Source organism: Bisbaumannia pacifica (genome assembly GCF_007989625.1).
GTDB lineage: Bacteria > Pseudomonadota > Gammaproteobacteria > Pseudomonadales > Halomonadaceae > Bisbaumannia > Bisbaumannia pacifica.
On the sequence record NZ_BJUK01000009.1, the window covers coordinates 76,232 to 93,930 of the forward strand.

The 17,699-nt window shown below is 70.9% G+C and carries 16 protein-coding genes; 10 read left to right on the plus strand and 6 right to left on the minus strand.

Annotated elements, in window-relative coordinates; genetic code table 11:
* Positions 1-2 precede the first annotated feature (2 nt).
* From HPA02_RS05605 to HPA02_RS05615, 3 genes are all read left to right on the plus strand, one after another.
* Entirely contained in the window at positions 3-1,310 is a 1,308-nt protein-coding gene (locus HPA02_RS05605) for an ABC transporter permease (RefSeq protein ID WP_146802102.1), read from the plus strand.
* Positions 1,310-2,290, plus strand: a complete 981-nt coding sequence (locus HPA02_RS05610; RefSeq protein ID WP_146802103.1) for an ABC transporter ATP-binding protein — start codon at positions 1,310-1,312, stop codon at positions 2,288-2,290. Before HPA02_RS05605 ends, HPA02_RS05610 begins: the two co-directional genes overlap by 1 nt.
* 85 nt (positions 2,291-2,375) lie before the next feature.
* Positions 2,376-3,350, plus strand: a complete 975-nt coding sequence (locus HPA02_RS05615; RefSeq protein WP_146802104.1) for an ABC transporter ATP-binding protein — start codon at positions 2,376-2,378, stop codon at positions 3,348-3,350.
* Positions 3,351-3,429: 79 nt separating this feature from the next.
* On the opposite strand, the gene ampC is transcribed toward HPA02_RS05615, so the two are convergent.
* Positions 3,430-4,566, minus strand: a complete 1,137-nt coding sequence (ampC, locus tag HPA02_RS05620; RefSeq protein ID WP_146802105.1) for a class C beta-lactamase — start codon at positions 4,564-4,566, stop codon at positions 3,430-3,432.
* 139 nt (positions 4,567-4,705) lie between these two features.
* Between ampC and HPA02_RS05625 the strand changes: the two genes are divergently transcribed.
* On the plus strand, positions 4,706-5,593 hold the full coding sequence (locus HPA02_RS05625) for a LysR family transcriptional regulator (RefSeq protein WP_146802106.1): 888 nt from the start codon (positions 4,706-4,708) through the stop codon (positions 5,591-5,593).
* A gap of 80 nt (positions 5,594-5,673) precedes the next feature.
* Positions 5,674-6,867 (plus strand): methyltransferase, encoded by a 1,194-nt coding sequence (locus HPA02_RS05630; protein ID WP_146802107.1) that lies wholly within the window; start codon positions 5,674-5,676, stop codon positions 6,865-6,867.
* A 3-nt stretch (positions 6,868-6,870) separates the two neighbouring features.
* On the opposite strand, the gene HPA02_RS05635 is transcribed toward HPA02_RS05630, so the two are convergent.
* The 5 genes from HPA02_RS05635 to HPA02_RS05655 all read right to left on the minus strand — a co-directional run bounded on the left by HPA02_RS05635 (position 6,871) and on the right by HPA02_RS05655 (position 14,030).
* The gene (locus tag HPA02_RS05635; RefSeq protein ID WP_146802108.1) at positions 6,871-8,784 is read right to left on the minus strand and encodes a M1 family aminopeptidase; all 1,914 of its coding nucleotides are present in this window, start codon (positions 8,782-8,784) and stop codon (positions 6,871-6,873) included.
* A gap of 6 nt (positions 8,785-8,790) precedes the next feature.
* The gene (locus HPA02_RS05640) at positions 8,791-9,954 is read right to left on the minus strand and encodes a ChaN family lipoprotein (protein ID WP_146802109.1); all 1,164 of its coding nucleotides are present in this window, start codon (positions 9,952-9,954) and stop codon (positions 8,791-8,793) included.
* 75 nt (positions 9,955-10,029) lie between these two features.
* Entirely contained in the window at positions 10,030-11,154 is a 1,125-nt protein-coding gene (locus HPA02_RS05645; protein ID WP_244945865.1) for an extracellular solute-binding protein, read from the minus strand.
* Positions 11,144-12,892 carry a chloride channel protein gene (locus tag HPA02_RS05650; RefSeq protein WP_146802111.1) on the minus strand — a complete coding sequence of 583 codons (1,749 nt, stop codon included), beginning with the start codon at positions 12,890-12,892 and terminating at the stop codon, positions 11,144-11,146. Before HPA02_RS05650 ends, HPA02_RS05645 begins: the two co-directional genes overlap by 11 nt.
* A gap of 52 nt (positions 12,893-12,944) precedes the next feature.
* Positions 12,945-14,030, minus strand: a complete 1,086-nt coding sequence (locus HPA02_RS05655; RefSeq protein ID WP_146802112.1) for a methyltransferase domain-containing protein — start codon at positions 14,028-14,030, stop codon at positions 12,945-12,947.
* A gap of 403 nt (positions 14,031-14,433) precedes the next feature.
* Between HPA02_RS05655 and HPA02_RS05660 the strand changes: the two genes are divergently transcribed.
* From HPA02_RS05660 to HPA02_RS05680, 5 genes are all read left to right on the plus strand, one after another.
* On the plus strand, positions 14,434-15,126 hold the full coding sequence (locus HPA02_RS05660) for a GlxA family transcriptional regulator (protein ID WP_244945866.1): 693 nt from the start codon (positions 14,434-14,436) through the stop codon (positions 15,124-15,126).
* Between the two features lie 113 nt (positions 15,127-15,239).
* Positions 15,240-15,617 carry a YciI family protein gene (locus HPA02_RS05665; protein ID WP_146802113.1) on the plus strand — a complete coding sequence of 126 codons (378 nt, stop codon included), beginning with the start codon at positions 15,240-15,242 and terminating at the stop codon, positions 15,615-15,617.
* On the plus strand, positions 15,614-15,967 hold the full coding sequence (locus HPA02_RS05670) for a DUF1428 domain-containing protein (RefSeq protein WP_146802114.1): 354 nt from the start codon (positions 15,614-15,616) through the stop codon (positions 15,965-15,967). Before HPA02_RS05665 ends, HPA02_RS05670 begins: the two co-directional genes overlap by 4 nt.
* A 111-nt stretch (positions 15,968-16,078) precedes the next feature.
* Entirely contained in the window at positions 16,079-16,429 is a 351-nt protein-coding gene (locus tag HPA02_RS05675) for a VOC family protein (RefSeq protein WP_146802115.1), read from the plus strand.
* Positions 16,430-16,597: 168 nt separating this feature from the next.
* Positions 16,598-17,674, plus strand: coding sequence for a DUF1176 domain-containing protein (locus HPA02_RS05680; RefSeq protein WP_146802116.1), 1,077 nt, complete (start codon positions 16,598-16,600; stop codon positions 17,672-17,674).
* The last annotated feature ends 25 nt before the right edge of the window (positions 17,675-17,699 follow it).

Here is a 17,699-nt window from a genome sequence, read left to right on the forward strand (position 1 = left end):
GCATGGGACGTCGTGAAACCTGGGCGGAACTGCGTCGCTACCCCTCGGCCCTGGCCGGGGTGGCGCTGATTCTGCTGCTGGTCGCCCTGGCCCTGCACACCCTGGCCACCGTGCCCTACGACCAGGCGGTGGCCAGCTGGCGCAGCGGCGAGGCGCGGCTGCCGATCAATGCGCGGCCGGTCTGGAGCGACTGGCTGAACCCCGGCCGGGCGCCACGCAGCCAGAGCCTGATCGCCGAAGAGGTGGCGAGCGCGGCCTTCCCCGGCGGGCGACGCCTGACCCAGCGCATCGTCCTCGACTACGCCTACGACGACTTCCCCAGCGAGCTGGCGCTCTTCCTCACCCCACGGCATAGCGAGCACGCGGCCTTCCTGCGTCTCACCTGGCACACCCCGGACGGGCGCGAGATCGATCTCGGCAGCCGGCGCCTGGTCGGCGAGACCCGGGTGGCGCTCTCCCAGGATCGCCCACTGGAGCGACGCCTGGGGCGGCCGGCGCACCTCGGCCTGCTGGCCGCGACGGACGGCGAGGCGGTACTGCCGGGGCGCCATACCCTGACCCTGGAGGCGGTGTTCTTCGACCCCGGCGCCGAGCTTGCCAGCGAGCTGCTGCTCTATGGCCGGGTGCATGGCCTGGCGGGGACCGATCACCAGCGCCGCGACCTCAGCCTGGCGCTGCGCTGGGGCACGCCGATCGCCCTGGCCTTCGGCCTGGTGGCAGCGGTGGGCACCACCCTCAGCACCCTGGTGATCGCCGCCGTCGGCGTCTGGTACCGGGGCTGGGTGGATGCGCTGATCCAGCGCCTCACCGAGGTCAATATGATCCTGCCGCTGCTACCGATCCTGGTGATGGTGGGGACCCTCTACTCCACCAGCATCTGGCTGATGCTGGGGGTGGTGGTGGCGCTGGGCATCTTCAGCGCCGGCATCAAGACCTACCGGGCCATGCTGTTGCCGATCCGCGAGGCCCCCTATATCGAGGCGGCCCGGGCCTATGGTGCCAGCCACCTGCGCATCGTGATGCGCTATATGCTGCCGCGCATCCTGCCGGTGCTGATTCCCACCTTCGTGACCCTGATCCCCACCTTCGTCTTCCTCGAGGCGTCGCTGGCGGTGCTGGGGCTGGGCGACCCGGTATTGCCCACCTGGGGCAAGGTGCTCAACGACGCCCAGGCCCAGAGCGCTCTCTACAACGGCTACTACTACTGGGTGCTGGCCCCGGCGGCGCTGCTGATGCTCTCCGGGCTCGGCTTCGCCATGCTCGGTTTCGCCCTCGACCGGGTCTTCAATCCCCGGCTTAGGAGCCTCTAATGTGTGATGCGTTGCTCGAGGTGGAGGGACTGACCCTCGACTACCATACCCGCGGCGGGGTGATGCGCGCCGTGGATGACGTCGGCTTCACCGTCGGGCGCGGCGAGGCCCTGGTGGTGCTGGGCGAGTCGGGCTGTGGCAAGAGCTCCCTGGCCCGGGCGCTGATGCGTCTGCTGCCGCGCAATGCCGGCGGCCTGGGCGGGCGGGTGCGCCTGGCCGGACGCGAGCTGCACCCGCTGGATGACGAGACCTTTCGCCGCGAGGTGCAGTGGCAAGGGCTGGCGCTGGTGATGCAGGCCTCGATGAACGCCCTCAACCCGGTGGTCAAGGTGGGCGAGCAGGTCGCCGAGCCGCTGCGGGTGCACCTGGGCTGGGAGCGTCGCCGGGCCCTGGCCCGGGCCGCCGAGGTCTTCGAGCTAGTGGGGTTGCCCGGCGACTTCCTGCGCCGCTACCCCTTCGAGCTCTCCGGCGGCATGCGCCAGCGGGCGGTGCTGGCCATGGCGCTGGTGGCCGAGCCCGACCTGGTGATTCTCGATGAGCCCACCTCGGCGCTGGACGTGCTGACCCAGGCGGGGATCATGAACGCCCTCAAGCGGGTCAAGGCGGAGCTCGGCACCGGCTTTATCCTGATCACCCATGACGTCGCCACCTCCAGCGAGCTGGCCGACCAGGTGGCGCTGATGTACGCCGGCCAGTTGGTGGAGATGGCCGACGCCGCGACCTTCTTCTCCGCCCCGGGCCACCCCTATGCCCAGGCGCTGATGGCCAGCGTCCCCAAGCTTCGCCAGCGCGAGCGGCCCCGGGCGATTCCCGGCGAGCCCCCCAGCCTGCTCGACCCGCCGGTGGGCTGTCGCTTCGCCGCGCGCTGCCCGCGGCGCTTCGCCGACTGCGCCCGGCTGCCGCCGGCCTTCGCCCTGGCGCCGCGCCAGGAAGTACGTTGCTGGCTGCATCAGCAGGATGGTATGGAGGATGGCGTATGAGCGACCTGGTTCAGGCGGATAATCTCTCCGTGCATTTCCATGACGACCGGCAATGGGGCGGGGGTTGCCCCGAGGAGGCGTGCCGATGAGTGCCCTGGTGGAGGTGGCGGATCTGTCGGTGCACTTCGAGGTAAGGCAGTGGGGCTTCCTGCGCCTGGGGGCGGTGCAGGCGGTGGATCGGGTGGCCCTGACGCTGGCGGAGGGGGAGTCGGTGGCCATCGTCGGCGAGAGCGGCTGTGGCAAGAGCACCCTGGCACGCACCCTGCTCGGGCTGCATCGCCCCACCCAAGGCGAGGTGCGCTTCGCCGGGCGCGAGCTCAGCGGTCTGCGGCGGGGCGAGCTCCGGGCCTATCGGGCCAGCGCCGGCTATGTGCAGCAGGACCCCTTCGGCGCCACCGCGCCCTTCCTCGACGTGCGGCGCATCCTCGCCGAGCCACTGATCATCCAGGGTGTCGGGCGCGACGAGCGGGAGGCGCGCATCCGCGCCGCCCTGGAGGAGGTACACCTGACCCCGGTGGAGGAGCTGCTCGGCAAGTTCCCGCATATGCTCAGCGGTGGCCAGCAGCAGCGCCTGGTGATCGCCCGGGCGCTGATCCTCGGGCCGCGGCTGCTGGTCGCCGACGAGCCGGTCTCCATGCTCGATGCCTCGGTGCGAGTGGAGATTCTCGAGCTGTTGCGACGCATCCAGGGCCGGCGCCGCCTGACCCTGGCCTTTATCACCCATGACCTCTCCACGGTGCGCCACTACGCCGAGCGGATCTTCGTGATGTACGCCGGCCGCCTGGTGGAGTCGGCGCCGGTGGACGCGCTGCTCGACGCCCCCCGCCACCCCTATACCCAGGCCCTGCTGGGGGCCATCGCCGACCCGGACGCCGCCAACGCCCGCCGCCAGCGCGAGCTGCCCGCCGGCGAGCCGCCCAGCCTGCTCGATCCGCCCCGGGGCTGCCGCTTCCACCCGCGCTGCCCCCATGCCATGGCCGGGCTCTGCGATCGGGACGATCCCCCGGACTTCGACGTCGGCGAGCGCCATCGCAGCGCCTGCTGGCTGCATCGGGAGTAGCCATCGCCTGGCGTGTCGGCCGCCCATCCCCTCCACTCGCTGACGAGCCTCGCCCCGGGAAGGCGAAGGTGCGTCCTGCTTACTCCCCCAGCGCCGCCAGGATATGCCAGGCCGCCTCGACGCGCTCGCCGTTGGGGTAGCCCTTGTTGGCGAGGATCGCGATGCCTCGTTCCTGGGCCGGAATAAAGGCCGCATAGGCGCCGAAGCCATTGGTGGAGCCGGTCTTGTGGTACCAGCGCGCCGGCCGCGGGTCACCTGTGGTGTCGAGCAGGGTGGCGGGTTGGGGTTCCAGTGCCATCTCGGCGGTGGTGCCGGCCCGGAGGCTATCGAGGGAGACCGGCAGGGCATAGCTCTCCCAGCCCAGGCCCTGGTGCATCTCGCCGATGGCGGCATAGCCGTGTTGCGTCGCCAGGAGCGCCCGGGACATGGGGTCGTCCTGGTGGTAGGCCGCCAGATTGGCCTGGACGAAGCGACCCAGATCGATCGCCGTGGTCTTGATGCCGTAGGCTTGGGCGTCCATGACACCGGGGTTAAGGCGAACCGGGGTATCGTCACGACCATAGCCCTGGGCATAGTCACCGAGCCGGGCTTCCGGTACCTCGAGCCAGGTCTGTTCCAGCCCTAGGGTCGGCAGGACCTGCGCCTGCATCAGCTCGCTGAACGGCTGGCCATGGTGGCGCGCCGCCAGCTCGCCGAACAAGCCGATGCTGGGGTTCGAGTAGAGACGCTGGGCGCCCGGGGCAAACGCCGGCTGCCAGTGTCGGTAGTAGTCGAGGACGTTGTCCTGGCTGATCCCGTCGGGGAATTGCAGGGGGAAGCCGCCGGCGGTGTAGGTGGCCAGCTCGACCAGGGTAGTCTCGCCCACGGGGCTGCCCGCCAGACGGGGTTCGATACTGGCGACGCGGTCGCCCCAGTCGAAGCCCCCCTGCTGATGCACCCAGGCGGCGAGGACGGAGGTGAGGGGCTTGGTCACCGAGCCGATCTCGAAGAGGGTGTCATCCCCCACGGCGAGGCCGGTGTCGCGGGAGGCCACACCGAAATGGCTGACGCACAGCTCACCGTGGTCCACCACCGCCACGGAGAGACCGGGAATGTCATGGCGGCTCATCAGCGCCATGACCTGCTCATCCAGGGTGGGGGAATCGCAGGGGGAGACGGCGGCCTGGGCCGCACCGGCGGCCAGGGTGAGAGCGAGGGGCAGTAGGCGGCCTGGCATGGGGCGTGGCTCCTAGGGTAGATGACAATCCAGTTTATGCATCTTCGGGGTTGATGCGGCTGGATGAGTGTAGAAAGCCACCATGGCTGGCACAATCGATGAAATTTATCATCTGATACAAATATGATTTGTGGCTGAGATGCATCGACACCAACTTCCCCTGAATGCCCTACGCGCCTTCGAGGCGTCGGCGCGGCATGGCAGCTTTACCGCCGCGGCCAATGAGCTCTGCGTCAGCCAGGCGGCGGTTAGCCACCAGGTGCGACAACTCGAGGCGCAACTGGGCGTGGCGCTGTTTCGTCGCTTGCCCCGCGGCCTGAGCCTCAGTGGAGAGGGTGAACGACTGTTTCCGGTCCTCACTGAGGCGCTCGATCGTCTGTCACAGAGCTTGGCGTCGCTGGCCGATGGCGCGCGCCGCGAGATCCTGCGGCTGGGCGTCGTCGGCACCTTCGCGGCCTGCTGGTTACTGCCGCGCCTGGCCGGCTTTCACCGGCGGTTCCCGTTTATCGAGGTGCGCGTCACCACCCACAACAACCGCGTCGAGCTGGCTGCCGAGGGGTATGACATGGCGATTCGCTATGGTGGCGGGGCCTGGCATGGCGAATCGGCGGTACATCTGATGGAAACCCCCTTGAGCGTGCTCTGCTCGCCGCGGGTGGCCCCGGAACTGCACCGCCCCGCGGACGTACTGACGCAGACGCTGTTTCGCTCCTTTCGCAGCGACGAGTGGCAGACCTGGTTGGCCGCGGCGGGAGTCGATCCCTACCGGCGGCTGCCCGAGAGCGTGACGCTCGACTCCTCCCTGGCGATGATGGAGGCGGTGGTGCAGGGCAGTGGGGTGGCCCTGGTGCCGATTCCCATGTTCGAGCGTCACCTGGCCAGTGGGGCGGCCGTCAAACCCTTCGATATCCAGGTGACCCTGGGGAGCTACTGGCTGACCCGGCTGCAGTCACACCCCGAGAGTCCTGGCATGGCGCTGTTTCGGCGCTGGCTGCTCGAGGAGACCCATGCCGCGGATCGCCACTGAAGCCGGCTGGCACGATTCGCCCCTGCCTCGGCCCGTCCACCTCGGGTATCATCGGCGGCCCGTTTCACTTGAGCCTCGCCATGCCGTCTGCCTATGCCCAACGCTTCGCCCGCCTGACCGAGCTGCTGGCCCACTGGCAGCCGCTCTGGGCGCCGGAGCCGTTCCGCTATCGCCGGGCGCCCTGGGGGGCGGCCTTTCCCGCCCTCGAGGCCTGGCTGCTGGGGCTGGACGAGGCCGAGCGGGAGCGCCTCGAGGCGGCCCCCTTCGCCGCCTCGAGGCTGGCCGACTGGCTGCCGGTGGCGGAGCTTGCCGCGCTCAGCGAGGTGGCGCCGCTGCCCGAGGCGGCGGGCACGCCACCGCTGCCCGAGGCCTGGGCCACCCATGTGGGCGGGCGCAAGTGGGCGCAGATCGGCGCCTTCGCCGCCCGCCTGGCCCCGGCGCCGGCCTACCTGGAGTGGTGCGCCGGCAAGGGGCACCTGGGGCGGGCCCTGGCGCGGCGCGATAACGCCCGGGTCATCGGCCTGGAGTGGCAGGCGTCGCTGTGCCAGGCGGGCCAGGCCCTGGCCGAGGCCCAGGGGGCGGATCTCAGCCTTCACGAGCAGGACGTGATGGCCGACAGCGCCGCCGACTGGCTGACCCCGGGGCGCCAACTGGTGGCCCTGCACGCCTGCGGCGACCTGCATGGGCGGCTGGTTCGGCGGGCCGCCGAGGGGCGCCTGCCGCTGACCCTGGCGCCCTGTTGTTACCAGCGCACCGCCGAGACCAGCTATCGGCCGCTCTCCCGCCAGGGCGAGCGGGCCATGGCCGAGCACGGGCTGGCGCTGCCCCGGGAGCAGTTGGCCCTGGCGGTGCAGGAGACGGTGACCGCGCCGCGCCAGGTGCGGCTGAGCCGCGCCCGGGCCAATGCCTGGCGGCTGGGCTTCGACGAGCTGCAGCGGGAGCTGCGCGGCGAGGATCGCTACCTGCCGGTGCCGAGCCTCGCCTATGGGCGCCTGCCCGATGACTTCGCCGGCTTCTGCCGCTGGGCCGCCGCCGAGAAGGGGCTGTCCCTGCCGCCGCATCTGGATTGGGCGCGCTTCGAGGCGGCGGGCGCCACGCGCCAGGCCCGGGTCGAGCGCCTGGAGCTGGTGCGTCACCTCTTCCGCCGCCCCCTGGAGCTATGGCTGGTGCTGGACCGTTTGCTGTGCCTGGAGGAGGCGGGGATGGCGGTGCGCCTGGGGACCTTCTGCGAGCGCTCGCTCACCCCCCGGAACCTGCTGATTCAGGCCCGGTAGGCCTTACTCTTCGTCCCCGGGCGGGGCGAAGTCGACGCCGGGGATTTCGCCAGCGCCGGTCCGTTCTGCCTCCCAGCCACCCACCGCCAGGGTCTCGCCGCTGCCATCCACCACCAGATAGCCTTGCCGGCCATGGTGTCGCCAGCGCCGGGCCAGGGCGGCCAGGGCCTCGGGGCCGTCGGCGCTGAGTAGGGCGATGGGCCGCCCGGGCAACAGCCAGAGCCGGGCCTGGCCCCGGGTGGCCGGTGCCGCCGCGGCGCCATCGATACCGGCCTCGGCGAGCCATTCCACCACCGCCCGGGTATCGCCCACCACCAGGGTCAGGGCGGCCTCGTCGGCGATCGGCGTCTCGCCGATCACCGCCTGGGCGTCCAGGCCTGGGGTCAGCGACGCCAGCCGCAGCGCCGGGGCCAGGGCCAGGCGGCGCAGGATCGATGGCGGGGGCAACCGCCGGGGCAACTCGAAGGCGGGGTCGAGGAGAAGGCGCCGGGGGCGAGTCGCGCTCTCCAGCACGAAGGCCCGGCGTGGCGATTCGAGCGCAACCTCGAAGACCTGTCGCTCGTCCGCCGAGGCTCCCTCGAGCACCAGAGGCACCTCCATGGGCCAGACGCCGCCCTCTTGCACCAGTTCGCCGTCGATCCGCCAGCGACCGTCCTCGCCGCGGGTCAGGCGTACCCCGTCGAGGTGGAGGGCCGGTCGTCCCGGCCGCTCCAGCCAGGGGGTGGCGACGGCCATCAGGGCCTGGCGCTCGGCCTCGTCGCCCGCCAGCGAGGCGATCAAGTCGCTCCACCCCGCCTCCCGGTGCATCCAGGCATCGGCGAAGCGGCGCAGGCCGGCATCAAAGGCGGCATCGCCGAGTCGGCGGCGCAGTTGGTGGAAGAGCAGGGCGCCGTGTTGGTAGCCGATCAGTCGCTCGGCGGCATCCGCGCCGCCCCGGAAGTCGACCAGGGCCGGCGTGTTCGCCTCCGACAGCGCCGCCAGGTCGCGTAGCCAGCGTCGCCGGGTCTTGCTGGCCTGGCCGCGGGCCTCGTCCAGGGCATGGTCGGCCAGGTAGGTGGTCAGGGCCTCGGCCCAATTGCCGGCGGCGTCGTCCACCGCGACCCCGGCGCCCCACCAGCCATGCATCAGCTCGTGGGCCAGGGAGGTGTGGGGGATAAAGGGCAGGGGGATGACCCGCTCGCCGAGCAGGGTGAAGCCGGGGAAGGCCACGCCCAGGGGCGCGGGGCTGGCCGCCATGCTGAAGCTGGCGACGGGGAAGGGGCCCAAGCGCGCCTGGAAGGCGGCCAGGTGATCGGCGGCGGCGTCGAGGTAGGTCTCGGCGAATGCCTCGTCCAGTGTCTCGGGGAAAAGCGTGCGCAGGCGCACCCCGTCGATCACCCGTTCGCGGACGGCCCAGGGACCGGTGGCCAGGCTCGCCTGCGTGGTCAGGGGGTGGTGGAAACGCACGCCCTCCTCGGCGCCTTCCTCCATCAGGCCGCCGCTGGCCACGCCCCGCTGGCCGGCGGGCAGGTGCAGGGTCAGCGTCAGGGGGCCGGGGGACATGGCCTCGGGTTGAGGGTGCCAGGCGATGGCGGCGGGCAGCAGGCCGCCGTCCGCGGCCAGGCCGATGGCGTCTCGGCGGGGCAGTCGCCCCCGCCAGCTTAGGGTCAGCGGGGCCTCGCCCTCCGCGGCGTCGAGACGGTAGCGCCCCGGGGCCAGGCGTTCGACGGCAATCGCGTCCTCGCCCTGACTCGCTCCCTCCAAGCGCAGTGCGGGATGCAGGCGTAACTCACCGGAGACCGGCGCCAGGGTCATCTCGCCGCGCAGGCTCGCGGCCGACGGGTCGAGCCAGACACGCAGCGACCAGGCGTCGTCGTTGCCCCAGGCGGGGGCCAGCGTCGTCACCAGCAGGCCCAGCAGCATCAACCAGCGGTGCATGGCGGGTCACTCCGAGGCGCTGGGGAAGCGGGCCAGCAGTTCCCAGACGCTGCCGTCGCGGCGGATCTCCAGGGGCATCAGGCTGCCCGGCGGCTGGCGGCCGACCAGGGCCGTCAGGTCGCTGGGGCGGCGCAGCGCCTGGCCGGCGGCGCGCAGGATGATATCGCCCACCTCCAGGCCCAGGCGCTCGGCCAGGGAGTCGGGGCCGATGCCCTCGACCCGCACGCCGTCCTCGGCACCATTCACCCAGACCCCCAGGCGCGGTGGCGCCAGGGGCTCGAAGGGCGCCTCGTCACCGAGCAGGAAGTGCGCATCGGCGAGTTCCCGGGGCGGTGGTTCGCAGCTCAGCGAGGCCCAGGGCAGCAGACTGCGCTGGGCCTCGATACCCAGGTCGTGCAACTGATGGGGCACCCCGTGGCCCAGATGGCCCTGGCCCATCAGGCCCACCACCAGGCGCCCCGGGGCGCTGGCCTCGGCCAGGGCCGTGGCCATGGCGCGATCCCAGACCAGTTGGGCATCGATAAAGCGCGCCAGGGCGGCCTCGTCGTCGGCGCCGCTGGAATGGGCGCGGAACACCTCGCTCAGGGTATCCCGGTAGGCCGCCGGGGGCGGAGCCGGGGGCGTGATGGCATGACGCTCGGCGCTGGGTACGGCCTCCCAGCCCTCGCTGGCCAGGCGCTGGCGCAGTGCCGGGGTGACGTTGAGGGCCAGCAGCGGCAGCCGGTGCATGCGCGCGAAGTGCAGGATGGGCAGGTAGAGCCCGGGATCGAAGCCCCAGTGGCGGTGCCAGTCGCTGGCCTCGAGGAAGGCCGTCTCGTCCAGCTCGCCGGCGACCCAGGCGTCGAGGGCCGGCTGGGCCTCGCGCGGCAGCATCTCCAGGCCGATCACCAGGTCGGGCTGGTGGGCATGCAGCCCGGCCAGGGTATGCAACTGCCAGCGGTGATGGGCCAGGCGATCGTGCTGCTCGCCCAGCAACACGACGCGCTGGGTGGCCAGCTCGCTTAGCAGGACTGGCGTGCTGATTGGTGTACCGTCCGTCGCCTGCCACTGCCCCGGGGCGGCGCCGGGGCAGGCGTTGCCATTGGCGAGGGTGGCCGGGGCAAGGGTGATGCCGAGGGCGAGCAGGCAGGAGGGGACCAGGGCGGGAATCAGGCGACGAGGGAGGGGCATGGCGTGCATCCGTGACGACGGCGATGCTCCTAACGTTACCCCCTGGCGCCCGGCAGGCAAAGCTGGTTTCCCCGCCTACTCCTCGAGTAGGGCCTCGCGAAATAGCGCCTCGATGCGTTCCCGGGTGCGGGCGTACCAGGCCTCGTCCTTGGTTACCGCCCTCTGGGTGTTGAGGGGGTGGGTGGGAATATGCAGGCGCATGTCCAGGCCGCTGTCGCGGTGAGTCGTGACCTGCATGGCGGCGGAGCGCCGCGCCGGGCCATAGGGGATATGCCGGGCCAGCTCGGCCTGGCGCTCGCTGCTGGTGGCGAAGCGGATAAAGTCGCGGGCCGCCTCGGGGTGAGGCGCGCCGCGGGGAATCGCCCAGGTCTCGTGCTCCTGGAGCTGGCCGTCCCAGAGGATCTCGATGGGCAGGTCGCGCTCGACCATGGCGGCGAAGAAACGACCGTTGTAGCCGGAGGCCATCACCACCTTGCCCTCGGCGAGCCACTCCACCGGGGTCTCGCCGGCCTCCCACCAGTGGATTTCGTCGAGGCCACGCAGCCGGGCGAAGGCGAGCTCCAGGCCGCGGCGGGTGCTGAGCAGCCGATAGAGCGCCTCCCGGGGCACCCGGTAGGAGAGCAGGGCCCACTCCAGGTTGGCCGCCGGGGTGCGTTGCAGGGCTCGGGGGCCGGGGAAGCGCTGTTGATCGAAGAGGTCGGCGATGCGCGTGGGGCGCCGCCCGGGGAAGGCGTCGCGGCGGTAGGCCACCACGGTGGCGAAGATCGAGTGGCTGATGGCGCAGCGCCCCAGGGCATCGGGCAGGAAGTCCTCCGCCGCCGGGGTGCCGTCCGGTGCCGGGGCCGCCAGGTCCGCGGGCAGCGGCTCCAGCAGTCCCTCCTCACAGGCCGCCATGGCCTCGCTGCGGGTCATGTCGAGCACGTCCCAGGGCACGGCATCGTCCGCCACGGCACGGCGCAGGTCGCTCAGGCCGCCGTTGTAGCGAGCCGCCTCCACCGCGATGCCCGTCGCCTCGGTAAAGGGGGTGAAGAGGGCGCGACGTTGGGCGCGCTCGTAGGCGCCGCCCCAACTGAGTACCGTCAGGGGGCCCGCGTCCTCCGGCCCCTCGGCGACGGCCGAGTGTGGGGAGAGGGCGGCCAGGCTCAGCAGCCCGGCCAGCAGCCGGGCCGGCAACCCCGGTAGCCAACGCCTAGCCGGCACCGTGTTCCTCCCGCCGCAGGGCGTCGCTGTGATGCAGGAAGGCGCGGGCGATGCTCGATTCATAGGCGACCCCCAGGAAGCGTTCCTCGTCGTCCACCACGGCGATGGCCTCGCCGGTGACCTGTTGCAGTCGATGCATCGCCTCCCAGAGCGAGGCCTGGGGGCCCAGCACCGGGCGCGGCGCCTCGGGGCAGTCGGCCAGGGTGCGGGCCGTGCCGGCCTCGCGCCGGGCCTCCAGCTCCGCCAGCGTCACGCAGCCTCGGTAGCGGCCCTCGTCGTCCACCCGGTAGGCCTCGCCGTGGCCCGCCCGGCCCAGCCGCGAGATGGCACGCTCCAGCGGTGTTTCCGGGGCCAGGGTCACGGCGTCCTGGCTGATCAGCTCGGCCAGTCGCGCCTCCTGGAGCACGGCGCGGCCGCGGCCCGCGGAGAGATCCAGGCCACGCTTGGCCAGTTGGATATCGAATAGCGAGCGGCCGAACAGCTGGGCGGCCAGGGGGCTGGCCAGGGTCACGCTGGCCAGGGCGGCGGTGGTCAGCGCGTAGCTGCCGGTGAGCTCGAAGACGATCAGCAGGGTGGTGAGGGGCGCGCCGATCACCGGTGCGGTGACCGCCACCATGCCGCACACCGCATAGAAGATAAAGGTCTCCTGGGCGCCGCCCAGCCCCATCACCAGGGTGCCGGCGAGGGCGCCGAAGAGGGTGCCGATGACCAGCGCCGGGCTGAACACGCCGCCGGCGAAGCCCAGCCCCAGGCACAGGGCGGTGGCGGCCAGCTTGAGCCCCAGCACCAGCAGCAGCTCGCCGCCGCCATAGGCGCCGGCCAGGGTAGCGAAGCGCAGGGTCTCCTGGCCCATGCCGAGGATATCCGGCACCCAGAGGGCGGTCAGGCCGAGCAGGGCCCCGGCCAGGGCCGGACGCAGGCCGACCGGCAGCGGCAGGCGCTGGGCCAGGCGCCCCATGCCGAGGATGGCGTGCATATAGGCGCCGGCCACCAGGGCGCCCAGGCCGCCCAGGACCAGGAAGAGGGCGAATTCCCAGGGGCGAGGCACGGCGGGGTCGGCGATATGGAAGAGTGCCCCTTGGGCCAGCCATTGGGTGGCCAGCACATGGCCGACGATGGCCGCGGCGGCCACCGGGGCGAAGGCGCGCAGGGCGTAGTGACGCAGCACCACCTCATGGGCGAAGACGATCCCCGCCAGGGGCGCATTGAAGGCCGCGGCGATGGCCGCCGCCACTCCGCAGGCGATGGTGATATTGTCCTCCGAGCGGCCCAGGCGCAGCAGTCGCGCCGCCTGGGAGCCCAGGGTGGCCCCCAGGTGCACCAGGGGCCCGTACTGGCCCACCGAGGCGCCGGCGCCCAGCGAGACCAGGGCGCTCAGCGCCGAGAGGCCGCCGGCCCGGGCCGGCAGGCGGCCGCGGCGGGTCTGGACGGCGGCGATGGCATCGGCGGGAGTATGCGGCCGGCCATCGGGCAGGCCGCGATGCAGCTGGCCGACCACCAGCCCGCCCAGGGTCGGCACCAGCAGGGTGGCGAGCACCACCAGGCCGGGGTCGGCGGCCATCATCCGCCCCCGGGGGGAGATCAGCAGCAGGTCGTTGAGCCATACCACCGCATTGACGAAGCAGACGGCGGCCAGGGCGGCCACGCCACCGATCAGTGCGCCCAGCAGTACCAGGCCGAGAAAGCGCCAGACCGCCAGTGCGCGCCGCACCTTGGGGCCGAAGAGGGGGGAGTCCATGCACAAGGTGTAGGCAGGATTGGCGGGGGGAGCAAGCCCTCGCTCAGGCCCCTCAGGGTCGGCAGACGAAGTAGTCGTTCTGGATATCGTGCTCCAGTTGATGGACCTCGATGTCGTGGAAGCCGGCCTCCTCCAGGTAGGCGAGGGCCCGCTCGCGGCCCCACATGGTGCCCAGCCCCTCGCCGCCCTGGGCCAGCGACACCGTCATGCAGTGACTCAGCGACACGGCATAGAGCATGGCGCCCAGCGGGTGCTCGCGATCCAGGTGATGATGGCTCGAGGCGTGGATATCCTGCACCAGGTAGAGGCCGTCCGCGGTGAGGCTGCGGTGGATGCCCGCCAGTAGGCGCCGCGGCTGGGCCTGGTCGTGGATGCCGTCGAAGGTGGTGACCAGCTCGAAGGCCTCGGGCTCGGCGCTGGCGTCGAAGTCGCTAAGGTCGCGGGCCTCGAAGCGCAGGTTGGTCAGCCCGGCCCGTTCGGCCTGTTCGCGGCCCCAGGCGATGGCCTCCTCGGAGAGGTCGTAGCCGACGAAGCGGCTGGCCGGGAAGCGCTCGGCCATGGCCAGTAGGGCCCGGCCGCGGCCACAGGCGCAGTCCAGTACCCGAATGCCGCTCTCGAGGCGCTCGACCAGCCCCGGGGCCAGCGGCAGGATATGTTCGAACAGCGCCGGCAGCACCGTCTGGCCGCTGTCGCTGGCCATTACCTCCTGGAAGCGCGGATAGCGGGAGTAGGGCACGCCGCCACCCTCCTGGAAGCAGCGCACCACCTCGTCCTCCACGCTGCCCAACAAGGGCATAAACTGGGCATAGACGGCCAGGTTCACCTCGCCCTGGCTGGTGAGCAGGGCGGCGCGTTCGTCGGGCAGCCAGTAGCGGCCGGTGTCGGGATCGGTCTCGATGACTTCGGCGGCCACCATGCCGCCCAGCCATTCGCGCACGTAGCGCTCCTGCAGGCCGAGGCGTTCGGCCAGGGCCTGGCTGGTCAGCGGGGGCTGGCCGGCCAGGGCATCGAGCAGGCCGGTGCGGTGGCCGATGGAGGTCAGCAGCAGCAGACCGCCGTGGTTCAGCGCTTGCACCAGGCGCGCCTCGAAATCGTCGGCAGTCGATGCCTGGGGCGTGGAAAGGGGGAGATCACACATGGCCGGGGCCTCTTGTCGTTATGGGGTGAAATCAGCCTACGCCGCCCCAGGGGCGAAGACGCAGGCGTATCACGCCGCAACCGGGAGTTTTCTGCCATGACTGACCCTGACGGCACCGCCGGCATCACGGTCGCCCTGCTGGCGGGCCCGGATGCCACCGCCTCCACCCTCTATGGCATGTACGACATCCTCGGCGCGGCAGGGCGCGACTGGGCGTTGCTGATGCATGGCCAGGCCGGTCAGCCGCTGATCACGCCCTGGATCGTCTCCCGGGACGGGCTCGGCTTTCGCACCGCCAATGGCGCCTGGATCGAGCCCCATGCCGCCCTGGCCGAGCTGCCATCCCCCCGAGCCGTCTGCGTGCCGGAGCTGTTCGTGGCGCCCCAGGCCAGCCTGGCGGGCTATGACGCGGAGAGCGCCTGGCTGCGGCGCTGCCTGCACCGGGGCCCTGCTGTTCGCCGAGGCGGGGTTGCTCGACGACCAGGACGCCACCACTCACTGGGCCTACTGCGACGCCCTGAGTCGGCGTTTTCCCCGGGTGCGGGTGCATGCTCATCGCAGCCTGGTGGTCAGCGGCGAGGGGCAGCGGCTGATCATGGCCGGTGGCGGCACCACCTGGCTGGACCTGGCGCTGTTTCTGGTGGCGCGGCTGGTGGGCGTCGACGAGGCCATGCGCCTGGCGCGGATCAACCTGATCGACTGGCACCACCAGGGGCAGCAGCCCTATGCGGCCCTGACCTGTGCGCGCCAGGTGGAGGATGCCTCCATTACCCAATGCCAGGTCTGGGTGGCCCAGCATTACGACACCCACTCGCCGGTGGCCGGCATGGTGGCCATCAGCGGCCTCACCGAGCGCTCCTTCAAGCGTCGCTTCAAGGCCGCCACCGGCATGACGCCCATGGAGTACCTGCACACCCTGCGCCTGGAGGAGGCCAAGCAACTGCTGGAGAGCGGCGAGGCCCCCATCGACGAGGTGGCCGAACAGGTGGGCTACGCTGACCCTAGCTTCTTCCGGCGCCTGTTCGGGCGCCGGGTGGGGCTGACGCCGAGCCAGTATCGGCGGCGCTTTCGCGCCATGCGGCTGCGCCTGGAATAAGGCGGTCGAGAAAAAATCCGACGCCGCTGTCGATTCTGCGCCGCGTCGGGCGATTCACCGATACCCCGTCGCCGAGCGGCGGGGCGACCCTATCACACGGAGGTACCCGACCCATGCAATATGCCGCCCTGGTCTATTATCAGCAGAGCCTGATCGATGCCATGACCGAGCCCCAGTGGCACGACCTCAACCAGGAGTGCGTGGCCGGCGTGGCTCGCCTGACCCAGGAGGGCCACTTCCTGGGCGGCCAGGCCCTGCAGTCGGTGGACACCGCCACCAGCGTGCGGGTGCGCGACGGCGAGACGCTGATCTCCGACGGTCCCTTCGCCGAGACCAAGGAGCAGTTGGCCGGCTTCTACCTGCTGGAGGCCCGCGACCTGGACGAGGCGCTGCGGCTGGCCAGTCGTATTCCGCCGGCCCGCTTCGGCACCATCGAGGTGCGCCCGGTGCGGCAGCTACCTCCCCTGGATAATCAAGGAGACGACGGATGAGCTATATGGATGGTTTCGTGGCTGCGGTGCCCACCGCCAACAAGGCGAAATATCTCGAGCACGCCCGCATCGCCGCGGCGGTATTCAAGGAGTTAGGCGCCCTCAAGGTGGTGGAGTGCTGGGGCGACGACGTGCCGGAGGGCAAGGTCACCTCCTTCCCCCAGGCGGTGAAGTGCCAGGCGGACGAGAGCGTGGTCTTCGGCTGGATCACCTGGCCCTCGAAAGACGTGCGCGACCGGGCCATGGCCCAGGCCATGGAGGACCCGCGAATGCACCCCGACGTCAATCCCATGCCCTTCGATGGCCGGCGGCTGGTCTATGGGGGCTTCGAGGTGCTGTTCGAGGAATAAGGGCGATGCCTCGGAGGTCGCCGGCATGAATGGAGTGCCCCGGCCTTTCGATGGGTTCGAGGCGGCGGTGTGCTATGACTGCCTGGGGACGATCCACTGGCGAGGTGACTTATGCGGGTTAGGCGCATCGTAGCCAATACCGAGACCCCGGACGTCCATCGGGCGGCGGCTTTTTATCGAGATATCCTCGGCCTCGAACTGCTTATGGACCACGGCTGGTTCCAGACCTACGGCACGGACGAAAAGATGATCGTCCAGGTCAGCTTCGGGAGCGAGGGCGGGTCGGGCACTCCCGTCCCCGACTTGTCGATCGAAGTCGATGACCTGGACGCCGCCTTGGCCAGGGTCAAGGCGGCGAACCTACCCATCGAGTACGGGCCGGCGAGCGAACCCTGGGGCGTACGCCGCTTCTATGTGCGCGACCCCTTCGGCCGACTGATCAATCTCTTGCAGCATGAGTGAGCGGGGCGGCCCCGGCCTGGCTGGGGTGGGCACCCGCCTGCCGGGGGCGGTGCCCGGTTTCGTACAAATTCGTCACCGAGTCGGAGCGGTGTGACATCGGTCTACGCATTGTCTGAACAGCCGGCGAGCGCAGGCAGTTTTCAGACAAAGCGTAAGGGTGAGGGACGCATGCGATTTTCACTAGGATGGAGCGGCATGGCCTTGGCGGGGCTAGCACTCTTCGCCCAGGCGGGGGTGGCTAGCGGCCTCTATTTTTCTCACCATGATTGGGAGCTCGCCTGCGATAACACCCGGACCTGCCGGGCGGCGGGCTACCAGCGCGACGGGGACAGCCCGGCCGTGTCGGTGCTGCTGACCCGCAAGGCAGGCCCCCATGAGCCGGTGGCCGGGGAACTGAGGATCGGCGAGCTGGATGGCGATGCGGCGGATAGTCTGGCGTCGGAGGGCCAACTGTCGCTGCACATCGATGGTGACTTCGTGGGACGGGTCGAGCTCGCCCCGGGGACCCTGAGCGCGGTGCTGTCCGACAGGGAAATGGCGGCCTTGCTGCCCGCCTTAAGGCGCGACAGCGTTATCGAGTGGGTGGCGGGCGACTCCCGGTGGCGCCTCTCCGACACCGGGGCCGCGGCCGTGCTGCTGAAGATGGATGACTATCAGGGGCGTGTCGGCACCCCGGGGGCCATGGTACGCCAAGGCTCGCGCCGTGAAGAGGATGTCCTGCCGCCCTTGCCGGCTCCCGTCATCATCGCGGTTCCCGTGGCGGAAAACGGGGCTGCTGACCGTCCGCTAACGAGTGCGACACTGCAGGAGGTTCGGGAAGTGCTGCGTGCCACCCTGGAGCACGTTGATGAGTGCTTCGGCCTGGCGGCGCCTGAGGACGGTGGGCGGGAGCTGACGGCCAGCCGACTGTCGGGCAGCCGATGGCTGGTCTCGACCTTATGCTGGCAGGCCGCCTACAACATGGGCGAGGGCTACTGGGTCATCAATGACGTGCCGCCCTATGAGCCCGTCCTGATCACCACATCCGGCTCCTGGTACGACGAGGGCACCATCACCGCCGCCCACAAGGGGCGAGGCATCGGGGATTGCTGGTCCCGGGACGACTGGACCTGGGATGGCGAGCAGTTTATCCATACCGCGTCATTCTCGACGGGCATGTGCCGGCTGGTCGCCGCGGGGGGCGCCTGGACGTTGCCGACGCGGGTCACGGAGATCCGTCGGGCGGTGGATGAACGGCCGCGATGACGCTCCATGCGCCCTTCGCGAGTGG

Excerpts from the sequence above, each read along its gene's own strand:
- HPA02_RS05605 (WP_146802102.1), top strand. The coding sequence starts at position 3 with ATGGGACGTCGTGAAACCTGGGCGGAACTGCGTCGCTACCCCTCGGCC.
- HPA02_RS05610 (WP_146802103.1), top strand. The coding sequence starts at position 1,310 with ATGTGTGATGCGTTGCTCGAGGTGGAGGGACTGACCCTCGACTACCAT.
- HPA02_RS05615 (WP_146802104.1), top strand. The coding sequence starts at position 2,376 with ATGAGTGCCCTGGTGGAGGTGGCGGATCTGTCGGTGCACTTCGAGGTA.
- ampC (WP_146802105.1), bottom strand. The coding sequence starts at position 4,566 with ATGCCAGGCCGCCTACTGCCCCTCGCTCTCACCCTGGCCGCCGGTGCG.
- HPA02_RS05625 (WP_146802106.1), top strand. The coding sequence starts at position 4,706 with ATGCATCGACACCAACTTCCCCTGAATGCCCTACGCGCCTTCGAGGCG.
- HPA02_RS05630 (WP_146802107.1), top strand. The coding sequence starts at position 5,674 with ATGCCGTCTGCCTATGCCCAACGCTTCGCCCGCCTGACCGAGCTGCTG.
- HPA02_RS05635 (WP_146802108.1), bottom strand. The coding sequence starts at position 8,784 with ATGCACCGCTGGTTGATGCTGCTGGGCCTGCTGGTGACGACGCTGGCC.
- HPA02_RS05640 (WP_146802109.1), bottom strand. The coding sequence starts at position 9,954 with ATGCCCCTCCCTCGTCGCCTGATTCCCGCCCTGGTCCCCTCCTGCCTG.
- HPA02_RS05650 (WP_146802111.1), bottom strand. The coding sequence starts at position 12,892 with ATGGACTCCCCCCTCTTCGGCCCCAAGGTGCGGCGCGCACTGGCGGTC.
- HPA02_RS05655 (WP_146802112.1), bottom strand. The coding sequence starts at position 14,030 with ATGTGTGATCTCCCCCTTTCCACGCCCCAGGCATCGACTGCCGACGAT.
- HPA02_RS05660 (WP_244945866.1), top strand. The coding sequence starts at position 14,434 with ATGACGCGGAGAGCGCCTGGCTGCGGCGCTGCCTGCACCGGGGCCCTG.
- HPA02_RS05665 (WP_146802113.1), top strand. The coding sequence starts at position 15,240 with ATGCAATATGCCGCCCTGGTCTATTATCAGCAGAGCCTGATCGATGCC.
- HPA02_RS05670 (WP_146802114.1), top strand. The coding sequence starts at position 15,614 with ATGAGCTATATGGATGGTTTCGTGGCTGCGGTGCCCACCGCCAACAAG.
- HPA02_RS05675 (WP_146802115.1), top strand. The coding sequence starts at position 16,079 with ATGCGGGTTAGGCGCATCGTAGCCAATACCGAGACCCCGGACGTCCAT.
- HPA02_RS05680 (WP_146802116.1), top strand. The coding sequence starts at position 16,598 with ATGCGATTTTCACTAGGATGGAGCGGCATGGCCTTGGCGGGGCTAGCA.